This window comes from Micromonospora sp. NPDC049523 (assembly GCF_040676775.1).
Classification (GTDB): Bacteria; Actinomycetota; Actinomycetes; order Mycobacteriales; family Micromonosporaceae; genus Micromonospora_G.
Genome location: NZ_JBFAPP010000002.1, coordinates 270,394 through 286,599, shown reverse-complemented (window position 1 = coordinate 286,599; position 16,206 = coordinate 270,394). Strand labels below are relative to the sequence as shown.

At 71.9% G+C, this 16,206-nt stretch carries 14 protein-coding genes; 8 read left to right on the top strand and 6 right to left on the bottom strand.

Features of this window, described 5'->3' with window-relative positions:
- Nucleotides 1–52: 52 nt before the first annotated feature.
- Together AB0J90_RS03845 and AB0J90_RS03840 are read right to left on the bottom strand one after the other, a co-directional pair.
- Nucleotides 53–1,519, bottom strand: coding sequence for an NADH-ubiquinone oxidoreductase-F iron-sulfur binding region domain-containing protein (locus AB0J90_RS03845; protein WP_363591853.1), 1,467 nt, complete (start codon nt 1,517–1,519; stop codon nt 53–55).
- Complete coding sequence (locus AB0J90_RS03840; RefSeq protein WP_363591851.1) at nt 1,516–3,162, bottom strand: hypothetical protein; 1,647 nt, start codon at nt 3,160–3,162, stop codon at nt 1,516–1,518. The genes AB0J90_RS03845 and AB0J90_RS03840 overlap by 4 nt, the downstream gene beginning before the upstream one ends.
- A gap of 183 nt (nt 3,163–3,345) precedes the next feature.
- Here AB0J90_RS03840 and AB0J90_RS03835 point away from each other — a divergent pair, with 183 nt between their 5' ends.
- Together AB0J90_RS03835 and AB0J90_RS03830 are read left to right on the top strand one after the other, a co-directional pair.
- A complete protein-coding gene (locus AB0J90_RS03835; RefSeq protein ID WP_363591849.1) occupies nt 3,346–4,299 on the top strand; it encodes a L,D-transpeptidase family protein in 954 nt (317 codons plus the stop codon).
- A gap of 247 nt (nt 4,300–4,546) precedes the next feature.
- On the top strand, nt 4,547–6,442 hold the full coding sequence (locus tag AB0J90_RS03830) for a RiPP maturation radical SAM C-methyltransferase (RefSeq protein ID WP_363591847.1): 1,896 nt from the start codon (nt 4,547–4,549) through the stop codon (nt 6,440–6,442).
- A gap of 12 nt (nt 6,443–6,454) precedes the next feature.
- Here AB0J90_RS03830 and AB0J90_RS03825 read toward each other — a convergent pair whose 3' ends face one another.
- Nucleotides 6,455–7,027, bottom strand: a complete 573-nt coding sequence (locus AB0J90_RS03825) for a TetR family transcriptional regulator (protein ID WP_363591845.1) — start codon at nt 7,025–7,027, stop codon at nt 6,455–6,457.
- A 128-nt stretch (nt 7,028–7,155) separates the two neighbouring features.
- On the opposite strand from AB0J90_RS03825, the gene AB0J90_RS03820 reads away from it, so the two are divergent.
- Nucleotides 7,156–8,112, top strand: a complete 957-nt coding sequence (locus AB0J90_RS03820; RefSeq protein ID WP_363591843.1) for an SDR family NAD(P)-dependent oxidoreductase — start codon at nt 7,156–7,158, stop codon at nt 8,110–8,112.
- 215 nt (nt 8,113–8,327) lie between these two features.
- Here AB0J90_RS03820 and AB0J90_RS03815 read toward each other — a convergent pair whose 3' ends face one another.
- Together AB0J90_RS03815 and AB0J90_RS03810 are read right to left on the bottom strand one after the other, a co-directional pair.
- Nucleotides 8,328–10,892 (bottom strand): ABC transporter permease, encoded by a 2,565-nt coding sequence (locus AB0J90_RS03815; protein ID WP_363591841.1) that lies wholly within the window; start codon nt 10,890–10,892, stop codon nt 8,328–8,330.
- Entirely contained in the window at nt 10,889–11,665 is a 777-nt protein-coding gene (locus tag AB0J90_RS03810; protein WP_363591839.1) for an ABC transporter ATP-binding protein, read from the bottom strand. Before AB0J90_RS03810 ends, AB0J90_RS03815 begins: the two co-directional genes overlap by 4 nt.
- A 149-nt stretch (nt 11,666–11,814) precedes the next feature.
- Between AB0J90_RS03810 and AB0J90_RS03805 the strand changes: the two genes are divergently transcribed.
- The 5 genes from AB0J90_RS03805 (at nt 11,815) to AB0J90_RS03785 (ending at nt 15,160) form a co-directional block, all read left to right on the top strand.
- A complete protein-coding gene (locus AB0J90_RS03805) occupies nt 11,815–13,014 on the top strand; it encodes a histidine kinase (RefSeq protein ID WP_363591837.1) in 1,200 nt (399 codons plus the stop codon).
- Nucleotides 13,011–13,649, top strand: coding sequence for a response regulator transcription factor (locus AB0J90_RS03800; RefSeq protein ID WP_363591835.1), 639 nt, complete (start codon nt 13,011–13,013; stop codon nt 13,647–13,649). The genes AB0J90_RS03805 and AB0J90_RS03800 overlap by 4 nt, the downstream gene beginning before the upstream one ends.
- 108 nt (nt 13,650–13,757) lie before the next feature.
- On the top strand, nt 13,758–14,291 hold the full coding sequence (locus AB0J90_RS03795) for a hypothetical protein (RefSeq protein WP_363591833.1): 534 nt from the start codon (nt 13,758–13,760) through the stop codon (nt 14,289–14,291).
- Between the two features lie 22 nt (nt 14,292–14,313).
- Complete coding sequence (locus AB0J90_RS03790; RefSeq protein WP_363591831.1) at nt 14,314–14,631, top strand: carboxymuconolactone decarboxylase family protein; 318 nt, start codon at nt 14,314–14,316, stop codon at nt 14,629–14,631.
- A 187-nt stretch (nt 14,632–14,818) separates the two neighbouring features.
- Nucleotides 14,819–15,160 carry a hypothetical protein gene (locus AB0J90_RS03785; RefSeq protein ID WP_326556442.1) on the top strand — a complete coding sequence of 114 codons (342 nt, stop codon included), beginning with the start codon at nt 14,819–14,821 and terminating at the stop codon, nt 15,158–15,160.
- Nucleotides 15,161–15,276: 116 nt separating this feature from the next.
- On the opposite strand, the gene AB0J90_RS03780 is transcribed toward AB0J90_RS03785, so the two are convergent.
- On the bottom strand, nt 15,277–16,182 hold the full coding sequence (locus tag AB0J90_RS03780; protein WP_363591829.1) for a helix-turn-helix transcriptional regulator: 906 nt from the start codon (nt 16,180–16,182) through the stop codon (nt 15,277–15,279).
- Nucleotides 16,183–16,206: the final 24 nt, after the last annotated feature.

Genomic DNA, 16,206 nt, shown 5'->3' with positions numbered 1-16,206 from the left:
CGGATCCACCGGCGTGCGGCACCGCCACGGGGGTGGTGCCGCACGAGCGGGCCTACTTCGGCTCGGTCAGGCGCAGCGCGAGCGCGGGACACATCCGTACCGCCTTGCGGGCACCGGCCTCCAGCCAGGTGGGCACCGGCGTGGGCGGGAACGACGGGAAGCCGTTGCCGTCCAGCCGGATGAACTCCGGCACCACGTGCGCGCAGAGCCCGTGCCCGTCACACCGGGACCAGTCCACAGAGAGCCGGCTGGAGACCGCCTCCGGACTCGCCGGCAGCCCCAGCACGCCCTTCACCCGCCGGCCGCAGCCGTCACGGGTGGCGTGGGCGGCGAGGTCCTCGGCGAAGACCTCCATCGCGGAGGTGGCGAACCGGGAGGTGCCGTCCGGGTGGCTGCACGCGCCGCGTCCGCGTACCGCCCCGGCGGCGGCCCGCACGACGTCGGCGGCGGCGGTGCCGGCGACGATCAGGTCGACCGAGCGGGCCAGGTCCGGCAGGCCGAGCCGGCACGGTCCACACTGGCCGGCGGACTCACCCGCGAGATACTGCACCACCTGGGCGACCTCACCGAGCGGGCAGGTGTCCTGGCCGAGCGGGATCATGATGCCGGCGCCGAGGGTGCCGTTGACGGCGGCGAGGCCCTTGCGGGAGATGACCGCCTTGGCGGCGGCCTCGGCGGTGATCCACCGGCCGTGGTAACCGCCGGTCAGCACACCCGGACCGTCGGGCACCTCGCACAGCCGCAGGATGTCGGCGAGCGGCGTACCTGCGGGGCATTCCACCACCGCGGGCCGGGCGGCCGCGCCGGTCACGGTGAGCAGCACGGTGCCGGGCTCGTCGTCGGTGCCGACCGCGGCATATTCGTACGGACCGAGCCGGGCGGCGATGGCGAGCTGGGCGTACGTCTCCGCGTTGGACAGCAGCGTCGGCATGCCGGCGACACCGGAGTCACTGGCCCGCTTCTTCACCCCCGGTGGGATGTGCGCCTCGCCGTTGATCCCCTTGACCAGGGCGCCGCCCTCGCCGGAGATGAACCGGTGCGGGACGGTGACGATCCCGGTCGGCACCGGCATCTGCCGTTCGGCCAGCGCGGCGGCCAGCGAGGCCTCACCGATCCCGTCGTCGGCGACCCCGATCACGATCTCGTCCGCGTCCAGGGCGTACGCGACCATCGCCGCGCCGTCCAGGATCAGGTGCGGGGCCCGGGTGAGCAGGACCTTGTCCTTCCAGCTCGCCGGCTCACCCTCGGTGGCGTTGACCACCACCACCGGGGCCAGGGCCTGCTTGCGGGCCGAGTCGAGGACCGCCCGGACCTTACGGGCGAACGGGAAACCCGCGCCGCCCTTCCCCTTGAGCTGCATCTCCTCGGCGAGCTTGACCAGCCCGTCGACCGACAACCAGTCGAGTTCACCGTGCACGTCCTCGTGGGCGAGCAGGTCCAGCCGGCCGTACTCGCTGAAGCCGGCGGTCAGTCGGGGCGGGCCGAAGGTGGCGACCGGGGGCACGGTGGCCCGACTCACTTGGCCTCACCCCGCAGTTCCCGCCAGTACGCCTCGTCCACGCTGTCCCCGGCGCCGCGCTTGCGTTTGCCGGAGCGGCCCGAGCCGTCCCCGCCGGCCTTGCGCAGCGCCCGCCGCAGGTCCAGGTTGACCAGCGTCGGGGTGTCGTCCACGACCGGTGCCCGATCACCGGACCCCCGGCGCGGCCGGTAGTCCAGGTCGGCTTCCTCGTCGTCCGCGCGCCGCCGGGGCCGGTAGTCCAGGTCGGCTTCGTCCTCCGCCTGCCGGCGCGGCCGGTAGTCCGCCTCGACCTCGTCGTCGGCGCCCCGGCGCGGCCGGTAGTCCAGGTCCGACTCGTCGTCGGCGGCTCCCCGGCGGGGCCGGTAGTCCAGCTCGGCCTCCGGTTCGGCTCCCCGGCGCGGCCGGTACTCCCGCTCGGCGGTGTAGTCCCGTTCGTCGTCCCGATCGGTGGTGTACTCGCGCTCGGCGGTGTAGTCCGGATCGGTGGTGTACTCGCGATCGGCGGCGCGGGACCGGCGGCCGGACTCCCGTTCGGGTCGGCCGCTGTCGACGTAGTCACGTTCGTAGTCGCGCTGGATGTCCTGCTCGGAGCGGCGGCGGCTGGTCGGGGCGGAGTCGGTTTCCGTACGCGCGGACCAGCGCCGCCCGTACCGAGGGCCTTCCGCGGCCGGTTCGTCACCGATGGTGCCGGGCTGCGGCACCTCCGGTACGACAAACCGGCTCGACCGGCGGCCGGTGGTGCTCTCGGCGGCGGTACGGTCGGGACGCGCCCGGCGCCCCACCCGCTCCTCGGCCCGGCCCACCCGCAGGTTGCCCGCGTTCTCCGGTTCGGCCCAGCTCACCCGTACGTCGCTGCGCATTGTCGAACCCGCGAGGTTGGTACGCGACTCGGCGCCATCGCGTACGGCCTTGCCGATCGGTTTGATCGAGCCGGTGGTCATGCCCTGGTCCTTGCGCTTGCGCCCGAGGCTGACCGAGAGCCGGACCAGCAGCGCGACGATCACCAGGAAGACGCAGAGCAGGTAGCTGAGGGTCACCCAGGCGGCGGGCTGGCGGCCGGCGTTCAGCCCGTGGGTCAGCGCGATCGGCCAGGAGGCGTACGCGGTGCTGTGCAGCGCCCGCCACATCCAGGGCTTGCCCCGGTTGACGAAACGGGCCCGGATCAGGCCGGTCCAGAGCGTGGAAACCATCAGGTACGCGGCGATCGTGCCGAGCCCGACGTAGAGCCCGCGCTGCGAGACGAACGGGATGACGGCGTCGACCGGTGCCGCCCGCCCGCCCGAGACCTTGGTGAGGATGTGCAGGCCGAGGGTGGTGACCGCGATGACGCCGGTGGTCCGGTGCGCGGACTGCAGCAGCACCCGGTGCCGTACCAGCAGCACGATCCGGTCGGTGGCCAGCAGGCCGGCCATCACGGTCAGGCTCAGCGAGACCAGGGCGACCACACCGGCGTAGAACTCGAGGTAGACGTAGCTGTAGACGTACAGGACCTGACCTGCTGCGGTAAGCATGGCCAGGGCCCAGGCGCCGGCCAGTACGGAGGCGCCGAGCACCGCGATCGCACCCTTCGACCGCGGCGGTCCGCCCCGGCTGGTGACGGTCCTGGGGCCGGCGGGTCGCTGGATCTGCTGTATCCGAGCCATACGCTCCTCGATCTCCCACCCAAGCTCTTCCGTCACGTCATACGTAGGAACGGGACGAGCGGATGAGTGGCTGACGCGATTTCTTCTCACGATCGGCGCGCGGGTGCCGGGGGCGGGCGAACCGCTGGTCACCGAACGACGAGACTTACCAAATGGGGCGAGTTCACCACGTACAGTTGCTGTGTGCCTTTTGTCCCTTCGGAACCGGCGGCTCCGAGTCGGACGCGTGCGCGTCTACTGCTCTCCGCTGGCCTCCTCGCGCTGCTCGGCGGCCTGGTCGCACTGATCCTGGTGATCACTTCGAGTGCCGGTCCGGACCGGGCCGGCCGGCCTCCGGTCGCACCGGATTCGACGCTGACGCCGGTGCCGTCCGGTCCGGCGAACACGACGCCGGCAAGCGTCGAGCCATCGATAACCGCGATACCGCCGCCGGCCAACCTACCAGTGGTCGACTACGATGCGGCACCCGGCGGTTTTCCCGCCGACCCGGATCCGCTGTCGACGGTACGGCTGCGCGAAGGGCTGCACCCGACCGCCAAGGTCGGCGCGTACGACGCACCCGGCGGCCGGCCCCGGGCCTTCCTGGCGCCGACCCTCGCCGGAGTGCCGCTGACCGTGCCCATCGTGGAACGCCGGTCCGGCTGGGCCGCCGTCCTGCTCCCCTCGGCGAACCGGACCGTGGCCTGGGTGCCGCCCGGCAACTGGACCACCGTCGCACTGCGGGACCAGCTCGTCGTCGAGCGGAAGACGTACAAGCTGACCTGGCTGCGCGACGACAAGCCGGTACAGACCTGGCGGACCACCCTCGGCACCCGCGAGACGCCGACACCGCTGGGGCGTACCTTCCTGCTCGGCCGCTCCACCCTGATCGGCCAGGTGTACGCGGACACCGACGTCTTCGCCCTCGGTGCGATCCCGGACGACCCGGACGCGGTGCCGGCCGGCCTGCGCGGTGCCCACATCGGACTGCACACCTGGTACAACGACGACGACCTGGGCACCAACGTCACCGACGGCTGCATCCGGATCACCCGCAGTGGCCAGCGCAAACTGCTCGCGGAACTCGATCCCGGCACCTCGCTGGTGGTCGTGGACAAGCTCCCCGCGGCCACCCCCGGCCCGCTCACCACGGGATAAGGCCCGCTCACCAGGTCACCCGCCACGCAATAGCCGGCACCACCCGCGACGACGATCGTGCTCCGGCTGCTCGGATCGCGCGCCGTGCATTTGGATCGGGTCATGGTTGGCGCCGGGGCCGTCTGGTCGAGTGACCGTTCGCTATGTGCTGATAGCCTCGCGGCCGACCGAGCACCCTCGACCCGCCACCGTGGCTCATGGCCGGACCGCGTCGGGCCTGCCGGGCCACCTCGTCCGGAGGCTCAGCATGGCCGCATCGTCGTCGCGTCCCGGCGACAGCACGGCGCAGGCGCGCACGGCCTGGCCGACCGTCCTCGTCTCGATGCCGTTCATGGACGTCGACCGACCCTCGATCCAGCTCGGCCTGCTCAAGGCGATCACCGAAACCCACGGCTTCCCGGTACGCACACTGCACGCGAACCTCGACTTCGCCACCCGGATCGGGGTGGAGCACTACCGGGGGATCGCCGCACAGCGCGGTCGACTGGTCGGCGACTGGCTGTTCTCGATCGAGGCCTTCGGCAACGCCGCTCCGGACCCCGACGCGCGCCTGCTGACGGACTTCGCCGAGGACCTCGCGTACCTGGCCGGATCCTCCGAGCGGGCGCGGGAGCTGCTGCTGCGGGTACGGGACCGGGACGTGCCGGCGTACCTCGACGCACTGCTGGGCGCGTACCCGTGGGAGCGGACGCGGGTGGTCGGCTTCAGCAGCACGTTCCAGCAGAACACCGCCTCGTTCGCGCTGGCCCGCCGACTGAAACGGCACCACCCGCACCTGGTGACGGTCTTCGGCGGCGCCAACTTCGACGGCGAGATGGGGCTCGAACTGGTCCGCTCGGTCGACTGCGTCGACTTCGCCGTGGTCGGCGAGGGTGACATCGCGTTTCCCGACCTGCTCGAAGCGCTGGCCGCCGGTACCGATCCGGCCGCCGTACCCGGGGTGGCCTTCCGGAAGGGTGACCGGGTGGTCGGTACGACACCGGCGGCGCCGCACCACCGCCTCGACGACCTGCCGATGCCCGACTACGACGAGTACTTCGAGCGCGGCGAAAACCTCGGGCTGGTCCCCCGCGTCGGGCGCCGCGACACCTGGATCCCGTTCGAGTCCGCGCGGGGCTGCTGGTGGGGGGCGAAGCACCACTGCACCTTCTGCGGGCTCAACGGCACCACGATGGCCTTCCGTGCCAAGTCCCCGCAGCGGGTGCTGGGTGAACTCGCGCACCAGGCCGCCCGCTACCGCAGCTTCCGCTTCGAGGCCGTCGACAACATCCTCGACCCCCGCTACCTGCGCGACGTGTTCCCCGCGATCAGCGCCGCCCAGTCCGACTACGAGATCTTCTACGAGGTGAAGGCCAACCTGACCCGCGCGCAACTGCGACTGCTCGCGCAGGGTGGCGTGTCCCAACTCCAACCGGGCCTGGAGTCGCTGAGTTCGAACGTCCTGCGCCTGATGGACAAGGGCGTACGGGCGGCGCAGAACGTCAACCTGTTGCGCTGGGCGCACTACTACGGCATCGGGGTGGAGTGGAACATCCTGTGGGGATTTCCCGGCGAGACCCCGCACGACTACGCCACCCAGGCCGCCGTCATCCCGGACCTGGTGCACCTGCAACCCCCGGTCAGCGCCGACCAGGTCTGGCTCGAACGGTTCAGCCCGCTGTACGCCCAACCCGAGCGGTTCAAGCTGCGCCACCGCAACCCCGAGCGCAGCTACCGGTACGTCTACCCGGACACCGTCGACCTCGATCGGGTCGCCTACTTCTTCGAGTACGAGCCGGAGGACGCCCTGCCCGACACCGCGTACGACGAACTGCGGCAGGCGGTCGGCGCCTGGTCGACGGCGTGGCGGCGGGAGCCGAGGCCGGCGCTGACGTACCGGTCCGCTCCGGATTTCCTCCAGATCGACGATCGCCGGCACCCCGGCCGCGAGGGGACGTACACCTTCCACGGGACGCTGGCGGAGATCTACCTCGCCTGCGGTGACCGCCCCACGACCGCGTCGGCCGTACGCAACCGGCTCCGCCTCGATCTGCCGGTGGAGGCGATCGAGGAGGTGTTCGAGGAGTTCCGCAGCCGGGGGCTGATGTTCCGCGACGAGTCGCTGGCGCTGGCTCTCGCCCTGCCGGCGGTGCCCGGACGCTGAACGGCGTACCCGTCAGTTGGTGAGTGCCGTGGTGATGGCGGACGCGCTGGCGACCACGGCGGCACGGTGGCGGCGCAGGCGTTCCGCCTCGTCTGTCCCGCCGATTGCCCGGATGGTCGGCGCGATGCTGGTCCAGACGAAGGTGAGGTTCATGACCAGCAGCAGCAGGTCGACCGCGGTCGTCTCGTCGGCGCCCCGCGCCTGCCCGGCGGTGAGCAGCGCCTGGGCCTTGGCCCGGTAGGAGTCCGCCTCGGCCGTCGACACGTCGGCCCGCTCCAGGGACTTCCACTGGTTCAGGCGGACGAGTTCGGGGTTGACGACGAGGTGGTCGAACAGCGCTCCGGCGTACCGGGGCAGGTCGTCGGGGAGGAACGGTACGGCGTCGGCCAGCGAGCCGAGCCGGTCTTCGAGCATCGCGTCGAAGAGACCGTCCTTGGAGCCGAAGTAGGCGTAGATCGCCTGCTTGTTGGCGGAGGCGACGGCGGCGATCCGGTCGACCCGTGCCCCGGCCAGCCCACGCTCGGAGAACTCCTCGAAAGCCGCGTCGAGTAGTCGCTTGCGGGTCGCCGCCGAGTTGTACGCCACCCGCCCATGCTAGCAATCCAACTGGATGGTTGACTCTTGGACCTCGTCGTGGCATGGTTTAAACCATCCGGATGGATTGAACGGCCGATCAGCGCCGCTATTTCCCCATCCCAGGCAGGGAGTCCGCAATGTCCCGTATCACCACCCCCTTCGACGCCCGGTCGACCGCCTCCGACGTGATCGAGGGCGTCGACCTGACCGGCAAGCGTGCCGTCGTCACCGGCGGCGCGTCCGGCATCGGCCTGGAAACCGCCCGCGCACTCGCCACCGCCGGTGCCCAGGTGACCCTGGCCGTACGCGACACCGCCGCGGGCGAACGCGCCGCCGCCGACCTGCGTGCCGCCACCGGACGCGACGACGTACGGGTGGCCCGCCTCGACCTGACCGACCGCGCCACCATCGACGCGTTCACCGCCGGCTGGACCGGCCCGCTGGACGTCCTGGTCGACAACGCCGGGGTGATGGCCCTACCCGAGCTGACCAGGAGCCCCGAGGGCTGGGAGGCGCAGTTCGCCGCCAACCACCTGGGCCACGCCGCCCTGACCCTGGGCCTGCACGACGCCCTGGCCGCCGCACCGGCCGCCCGGGTCGTCGTGGTCAGCTCGTCGGCGCACCTGATATCGCCGGTCGTCTTCGACGACATCCACTACACCGACCGCCCCTACGACGGCTGGTCCGCGTACGGCCAGTCGAAGACGGCGATGATCCTGTTCACGGTCGCCCTGGCCGAGCAGTGGGCCGCCGACGGGATCACCGTCAACGCGCTGCACCCCGGCGGCATCGTCACCAACCTCCAGCGCCACCTCGACGACGCCCAGCTGCGCTTCGTCGGCGCGCTCGACGAACAGGGCAACCGCCTGGAGGTCCCGCCAGGCTGGAAGACCCCCCAACAGGGCGCGGCCACCTCGGTCCTGCTGGCCGCCTCCCCGCACGTCGAAGGCGTCACCGGCCGCTACTTCGAAGACAACAACGAAGCCCTCCCCGCCCCCGACCCCGCCGGCATGGTCGGCGTAGCCCCCTACGCCCTAGACCCCACCCTCGCCAACCACCTCTGGAAAGAAACCCTCCACCTCCTAAACCACTGACCCCACCCCACCCCACCCCACCCCGACCGCCCCACCCCACCCACCCCGCCCCACCCCCACCCCGACCGCCCGGCGATCTTGCACTTGTGGTGGTGCACAAAACCGGACGAGTGCCGCAATTCGAGGCACCACAAGTGCAAGATCGCCGAGGCGGACGGGCGGGGGCGGGGGCGGGGGGACGGGACGGGACGGGGGTGGGGGCGGGGGGATGGGGGTCAGGTGTCGGTGGCTAGGGCGGTTACCGGGCTGACGCGGGAGGCGCGGCGGGCGGGTAGTAGGCCGGCTACTGCGGTCAGGGCTACCAGGGCCAGGAACAGGGCGGCCAGGGGCAGGGCGGGGAAACGCAACGGGGCGTTGGCACCCAGGGCCTCGATCGAGAGCCAGGCGTACGGGACGCCGAGCAGGAGACCGAGCGTGGCGCCGATCAGCCCGTAGAGGCTCGCCTCGGTGGTGAGCATGAAACGCAGCCCGCCCCGGGACAGTCCCACCGCGCGGAGCAGGCCGGACTCGCGTACGCGCTCGACCACCGAGAGGGCGGTCGTGGCGCCGACACCGACGACGGCGATCAGCACGGTCAGTCCGACCAGCCCGATCGCGATGCCGAGCAACGTGTCGACCAGCCCGTTGATCTCGTCGCGCTTGTCGGCCAGCACGGTCAGGCCGAGCCCGGTGCTGCCCTCGGTCACCTGCCGCAGCGCCTTCTGGGCGGCGCTGCGGCCGTCCTCACCCGAGCGTGCCGCGTCGGCGAGCAGCCCGGCGTAGCCGGCCGGGGCACCGAGCCGGTCGAGGTCGGCCGGGTCGAGCACCACACCGGACATCAGCGGGGTGGCACCGGGCAGGACCGCGGCTACGCGTACGTCGATTTTCCGCTGTTCGCGGGTCAGGGTGATCGCGTCACCGGCGCGCAGGCCGGTGTCCCAGGTCACGTAGCCGGCGAGCACCACCCGGCCGGGTCCGAGGTCGGCGACCCGACCCGACCGTACGTCGAGTTTGCGCACCTCCGGCAGGCCGCTCAGGACGAGGTCGGTGGCGTCGAGCGTCTCCCCGCCTTCCCCGATCGGCGCCGGATCGCCGGTACGGCTCAGCGCCAGCCCGTCCAGCCGCCGGTACGGCGTCAGGTTCCTGATCTCGCCGCGCCCGCGTGCCGCCTCGACCACTGCGGCCGGCAGGGTCGTACCGGCGGCGGCCGTCACCTCGAAGTCGGCGGGTGCGCTGACCGCCAGTTCCCGTTCACCGAGCACCCGCATGGACGAGCCGCCGACCAGGACCCCGGCGATCAGGGTCACGCCGAGCGCGACGACCACCGACACCGCGGCCGCCCGGCGGGGCGCTCCCCCGATGCCGCCGACGGCCAGCCGCCCGACCGGGCCGAGCCGGCGCAGCGGCCAGCCGACCAGCCACAGCACCGGCCGGACGAGCACCGGGCCCAGGGTCACCAGGGCGAAGAAAGCCAGCGTGCCGGAGATGACGATCATGAGCAGGGGCGTTTGCGGGTTGTAGTCCACCGGCTCCGGCCCGGGTAGCCGGGTCACCACCAGCCCCGCCAGCAGCGCCGCCCCGGCCGCCAGCAGCAGGCCGCCCACCAGCCGGATCGCGCCGATGTCCCGGCGACCTGAGGTGGTGCTCGCCGCCCGCAGCGCCTCCAGCGGGGCGACCCGCGCGGCGCCGAACGCCGGTGCCAGCACCGCGACCAGGGTGACGAGGGTCGCGCCGGCGATCACCGCGAGCGCGGCGGCCAGCGGGAGGCCCGGCGACGACACGGTCAGGTCGAAGGCCCGCAGCAGCACCGGCAGGGCGTGACCGAGGACGAGGGCGATCGTGACGCCGACCGTACCGGCGACGAGTCCGGTGAGCGCACCTTCGACGGCGAGTGCCCCGGCGAGCCGGCCCCGGTTCGCGCCGATCGCGCGCAACAGGGCCAGTTGCCGCATCCGCTGGGCGAAGACGATCCGGAAGGTCGAGGTCGCGACCAGTGCGGCGGCGGCCACCGCGATCGAGATGAACATGCCGACCAGGGCGAAGACCGGGCCGAGCCGGGCCACCGCCAGTTCGGCCTCGGCCGCCCGAGCCTGGGCACCCGTACGCACCACCGGGCGCTCGGGCTGCGCCACCGCGGCGAGGATGCCGTCCACCTGTGTGCGTACCGCCGTGGGCGAGGCGCCGGGGGTGAGCCGCAGGTCGATCTGGCTGAGCAGGTCCGTACCACCGAGTGCGGTCGCGATCAGGTCCGGGGCGTACGCGTCCTGGCCGCCGTCGTCGTCGGACTCGACCACGCCGGTAACCGTCAGTTTGACCGGGCCGGTCGGCGTGCCGCTCCCGGTGGTGGTGACCGTGCCGACGGTCAGCCCCATCCGCTCGGCGGTACGCGGGGTGACCGCGATCTCGTTGGCCGCGTCCGGGTAGCTGCCCTGGACGACCCGGGCCAGCGCGAGCGGGCCGGTGCCCGGGTCGGCGTGCAGCCCGAGGTAGCCGCCGCCCGACTCGCCGAGGGCGAGTCCGCTGTCCAGCCGCCCGGCGGCCTCGGCCACGCCGGGCAGGTCCCGCAGTTCGCGGAGCACGTCGACACCGACCGGGGTTCCCTCCGGGTCGCCGACCACGAGGTCGGTCGCGGCCGGGGTGCTGGCGGCGGTGGCCTCCACGGTCCGCGCGGTGATCTGCTGGGCCAGTACGGCGGCGAACACGACAAACGACGCGACCAGTACGGCCAGCCCGGTCAGCAGCAGCCGGCTCGGGCGGCGGGCGACCCCGCTGAGCTGGGTACGCAGCACGGTGGCCCTCATCGGGTCGCCACCAGCCGGTGCAGGGCCTCGGTCACCGAGGCGTGGTCGGGGCGGGCGAGGTCGCCGGCGATTCGCCCGTCGGCGAGCAGCACCGCCCGGTCGGCGTACGCGGCGGCGGTCGGGTCGTGGGTGACCATGACGATGGTCTGGCCGAGGTCGCGTACGGAGTCGCGCAGGAAGGAGAGCACCTCGGCGCCGGAGCGGGAGTCGAGGTTGCCGGTCGGCTCGTCGGCGAAGACCACCTCGGGGCGGGACACCAGGGCCCGGGCCAGCGCGACCCGCTGCTGCTGGCCGCCGGAGAGTTCACTGGGCCGGTGACCGAGCCGGTCGCCGATGCCGAGCACGTCGACCAGGTGGGCGTACAGGTCCCGGTCGGGGCGCTGGCCGGCGAGGTCGAGCGGCAGGGTGATGTTCTGCGCGGCGGTGAGCTGCGGCAGCAGGTTGAACGACTGGAAGACGAAGCCGATCCGCTCCCGCCGTACGGTGGTCAGCGCCCGGTCGGACTGCCGGGTCAGGTCGGTGCCGCCGAGCAGGGCCTGACCGGAGGTGGCCGAGTCGAGGCCGGCGAGGCAGTGCATCAGGGTCGACTTGCCCGAACCGGAGGGGCCCATGATGGCGGTGAACTCCGCCCGACCGAAGCCGACCGTGACCCCGTCCAGTGCCCGTACGGCGGTGTCGCCGCTGCCGTACACCTTGACCAGGTCGACCGCGGCCACGGCGGCCCGGGACTGGTCCGGTGGGGCGACCGGGGCGGCGTGGTGCTGGGAACTCATCGATCCTCCAGTGGATGCTCGGACAACTCCGCCGGAAGCTTCGCCGTCCGGCGGCCGGTGGCACATCGGTCCGGAGCCGGGTTCGGGCGGCGGCGACTCTGACTTTCGGCCGATCTGCCGCCGCCGCGTGCTGGCTACGCTGGGTCACGATGACGACCCCTCGACTCGGACACGTGTGGTTCCGGCTGGGCCAGCTCGCGGCGCTCGCGCTGATGGCCCTGCTCGGGCTCTTCGACCTGTATGTCGGCCTGATCCGGGGGCGTGAGTCGAGCAACAGCATGCTGACCCTGCTCGGGGTGGCGATGGCGGTGGCCACGGCGATCGTCTGGCTGCCCGCGCACCCGCAGGGTTCGCGGCGGCTGCCCCGGGCCGCGCTGGTGCTCGCCGCCGCGTCCGTCGTGCTCACCCTGGTGGTCAGGATGGCCGATCGCCCTGCGGGCAGCGCCGCGAGCTGGGGCTTCGCCGAGACCTGCGGGCTGCTCGGGGTCCTGTTCGTGGTGGCCCGTCGAGGGGCCGCCCGCTGGGCGCTGGCCGGGGTGCTGGGTTGCGCCGCGGCGCTCGTCGTGCTGCCGATGCGCAGCACGACCGGCAGCGGTTACGTCATCGCGGGACTGTTCCTGGCGCTCTGCGCCGCCGCCACCAGCGCGGGCGGGACGTACCTGCGGTTGCTGGACAGCGGGCGGCAGCGGGCGATGGCAGGCGTACGGGCCGAGCAGCGCGCCGAGTTCGCCCGCGACCTGCACGACTTCATCGCCCACCACGTGACCGGGATCGTGGTCCAGGCACAGGGTGCACGGTTCGTCGCCGAGCAGGACCCGCAGCGGGTGATCCTGGCCCTGGAGCAGATCGAGCGGGCCGGTGCGGAGACGATGACCTCGATGCGGCGGATGGTGGGGATCCTGCGCGATCCGCAGGCCGCGCCGGACGCGCCGCTGGCGCCGCTGGCCGGGGTGGCGGACCTGACACCACTGCTGGCCCGGTTCAACAGCGCGCCGACCCCGGTGGCCCGGCTGCACGTGGACGGGACGCTGGAGGACATCCCGGTGGAGGTCTCCACCTCCGGTTACCGGGTGATCATGGAGGCGCTGACGAACGTACGACAGCACGCGTCCGGGGCCCGGTGGGTGGACGTGTCGCTGCGCCGTACGCCCGATTGGTTGTTGGTCCGGGTGACCGACGACGGTGCGGCGCAGCGCGTGCCCGGCCAGCGTGGACATCACGGGTACGGTCTGGTCGGTCTGACCGAACGGGTACGCGCGGTCGGCGGGCGCTTCTCCGCTGGTCCCGGCATCGACGGCGGCTGGGTGGTCGACGCGGCGTTGCCGCTGCGACAGGGGGTGGCCGGGTGATCCGGGTGATGATCGCCGACGACCAGGCGATGGTGCGGACCGGCTTCGGGATGATCATCGGGGCTCAGCCGGACATGTCGCTGGTCGGCGAGGCCGCCGACGGTGTGGAGGCGGTGTCCCTGGCCCGGCGGCTGCGGCCGGACGTGGCCCTGCTGGACATCCGGATGCCCCGGATGGACGGGCTGGAGGCGCTCCGGCTGCTCGCCGGCCCCGGCGTCGCCGACCCGGTCAAGGTGGTCGTGGTGACCACGTTCGACCTGGACGAGTACGTGCACACCGCCCTGCGCAACGGCGCCTGCGGTTTCCTGCTGAAGGACTCCGGCCCGGCGTTGCTGGTCGAGGCGGTCCGGGCGGCGGTTTCCGGTGACGCGCTGATCAGCCCGTCGATCACCGTACGGCTGCTGGAGCACCTCAGTCCCCCGGCGCCGGCCCGTGACGACGCCGGCCTGTCGCCCAGGGAACTCGACGTGGTGAAGCTCGCCGCGCGGGGGCTGACCAACGCCGAGATCGCCGCCCGGTTGTTCATCGCCGTCGGGACGGTCAAGACCCATCTCGGCAGCGTGCAGATGAAACTCGGCGCCCGTAACCGGGTGGAGATCGCGGCCTGGGCGTGGGAGCGCCGGCTGCTCGGCTGACCCGTCGGCATCTTGCGATCCCGCACCGCAGCCGGCCCCCGGCTGGGATCATCCGAGGAGGCCGCTGGGGACGTTTGCCCAGCTCGTCCGGGGTGGAGGAGGGGCGCGATGCCCGACGACCAGATCTTGAGCGAGTCCGCGTTCCACGCGGTGATCAACGCGCCGATGGAGCGGGTGAACATCGCCGACTGGCTGTTCAACCTGCCCGAAGCGGAGTACCAGCGGTGCGCGCCGCCGGACCACATCGCGGCCGGCTACACCACCACCGACGACGGCCGCCCGATGTCGATCAACGTGGAGCAGATCGGTGACGGGCTGGTCGTCCAGCACTACGTGGCTGACCCGGCCGGTCCGCACCACTGTCGGATGGTGTCGATCTCCGACGTGTACAGCCCGGGTGGGCGTACCAAGATCAAGGTCATCTGGGACCTGAGCGTGAAGCCGATCGACGAGGGACGCTGCGAATACACCAACAGCGTGGTTGCCCTGACCACTCCCGAGTTCCTGGACTTCATCGACCGGCAGGGCCTCACCCTGCAACAGGCCGCCGCGGCCCGCCAGGTCGCCTCCGCCGACCACAACAGCCGGGAAACCCCGCTGTACGCGAAGAGCATCGAACGCCGCGCCGTCGCCGCGAGCTGACCCGCCAGGAAAGGGAACACCCATGAGTACGCCGGACCCGTCGACCTTCGACCTGGCCCACTCCTTCACTCCCGGGATGGCCGCCCTGGTCGCCGATCCGCTCTACAGCGACGTGTGGACCGATCCGGCGTTGAGCCCGCGCGACCGCAGTCTCGCCACGGTTGCCGTACTGGCGGCGCTCTACCGTCCGGACGAGTTGCCCGAGCACCTGCGCCGGGCGATCAGCAACGGCGTGACCCGTGACGAGATCGCCGCCCTGCTCACCCACGTCGCCTTCTACGCCGGTTTTCCGGCCGCCATCTCCGCCTCCGCCATCGCCGCACGCACCCTGCCCGGCTGAGCAACTAGTGGTTGCGCGGGTGGTTCCGGGCGGTCCGCTCGTTGCCCCGGCGGTAGTTCCCGGTCCAGCGGGCCCTCACCTGCGGTTGAGTCGGCCAGCGGACACTTCTTCCTGACGATCTGTCGCAAACCATAAACTCACGGTGATCGCTCAACTACCCATCGAATGTTTCGGTTGGGAAGGTGCCATGCATGAGTTAGCGGAGAAGAACAAGTACGTCGCGTTCCTGTTCATGAAGATCAGTCCCGAGTACTTCGCCCTCGGTCGGGACGGCATCCACGAGGTTTCCGCCGGTCATGCGCGGGACATGGGCAGGTACGCCAAACTACTGACCCACGTCGTGTGCAGCGGTGTCGACGCCCGCTACGACCAGGTCACCATGGTCGAGGCCGACACCCTGGAGGAGATCCACGCGGCGGCGACCGACTTCCGGATGGGCGCCAAGGCCCGCTACATCGAGATCGTGGACATCGTGGTCGGCATGAAGGCTCCGCCGCGCGGCCTGGCGAAACGCGCCGCCGCCGAATAGGAGCGACAACTACCGCGGGCGGCAGACCGGTTCGCCGCGCCGGGGCGGCGAGTCGGTTCCCGTACCGGCGACCGTGCATCCCGTCGGTTGCCGGTACGGGAAACCAAACACTTCGCCTACTGCTCTTCGACCGGCTCGCCGGCAGGATCCCGTTGCCGCCTCGTCGGATCGGAAGCGACGAGGCTGCCCAGCAGGCCCAGCAGTTCCGCGTTGCGGCTGCCGGGCTCGGCGTGAAACACCACCAGGATGAGGCCGTCGGTGCCACCGACAGCCAGTTTGTTCCCGTGCAGGTCGATGTCGCCGACCTGCGGATGGGTCAGCCGGCTCACCCGGCCCCGCTTGGGCTGCACGTCATGGCGCCCCCACAGGCGCCGGAACCGGTCACTGCGTACGGAGAGTTCGCCGACGAGTTCCACCAGCCGGGGATCCTCGACGTCGGGCCCGGCGAGCGCTCGGAGGTTGGCCACGCCTTCCTCCGTCACCTCCTCCCAGTCCCGGCGCAGATCCCGCTCCCCGGGGTCGAGGAACACCGCCCAGAGCAGGTTCACCCCCGGGGCGTAGTTGGGGGACAGCGCCGCCGCCAGCGGATTGACCGCGAGCACGTCGGAGAACTTGTTCTGGACGTACGCGGGATTGGTCGGCCAGCCGTCGATGAGCTGGAGAATGCTCGCCGGCACCCGCTCCAGTTGCGGCGACGCCCGTCGGCGGGGCGCCGACTGTGCCAGCCGGCGCAGGTGCGACGCCCGCTCCCCGGTCAGCCCGATCATGTACGCGGACGCCTCCGGGTCGAGTTGCAGGACCGTGGCGAGCGCGTCGAGGACCTGGACCGAGGGGTTGCGGTCGCGCCCCTGCTCCAGCCGCAGGTAGTAGTCCGAGCTGATGCCGGCGAGCATCGCCACCTCCTCCCGGCGCAGACCCGGAACCCGCCGCATCCCAACACCTCGGCTGATACCGACATCCTCGGGCCGGACCAGTTCCCGCCGGGCGCGCAGGAACTCGCCGAGCGCGTTGGTGCTGTCCATGCCACCCACGGTAGTGCCGTTTCC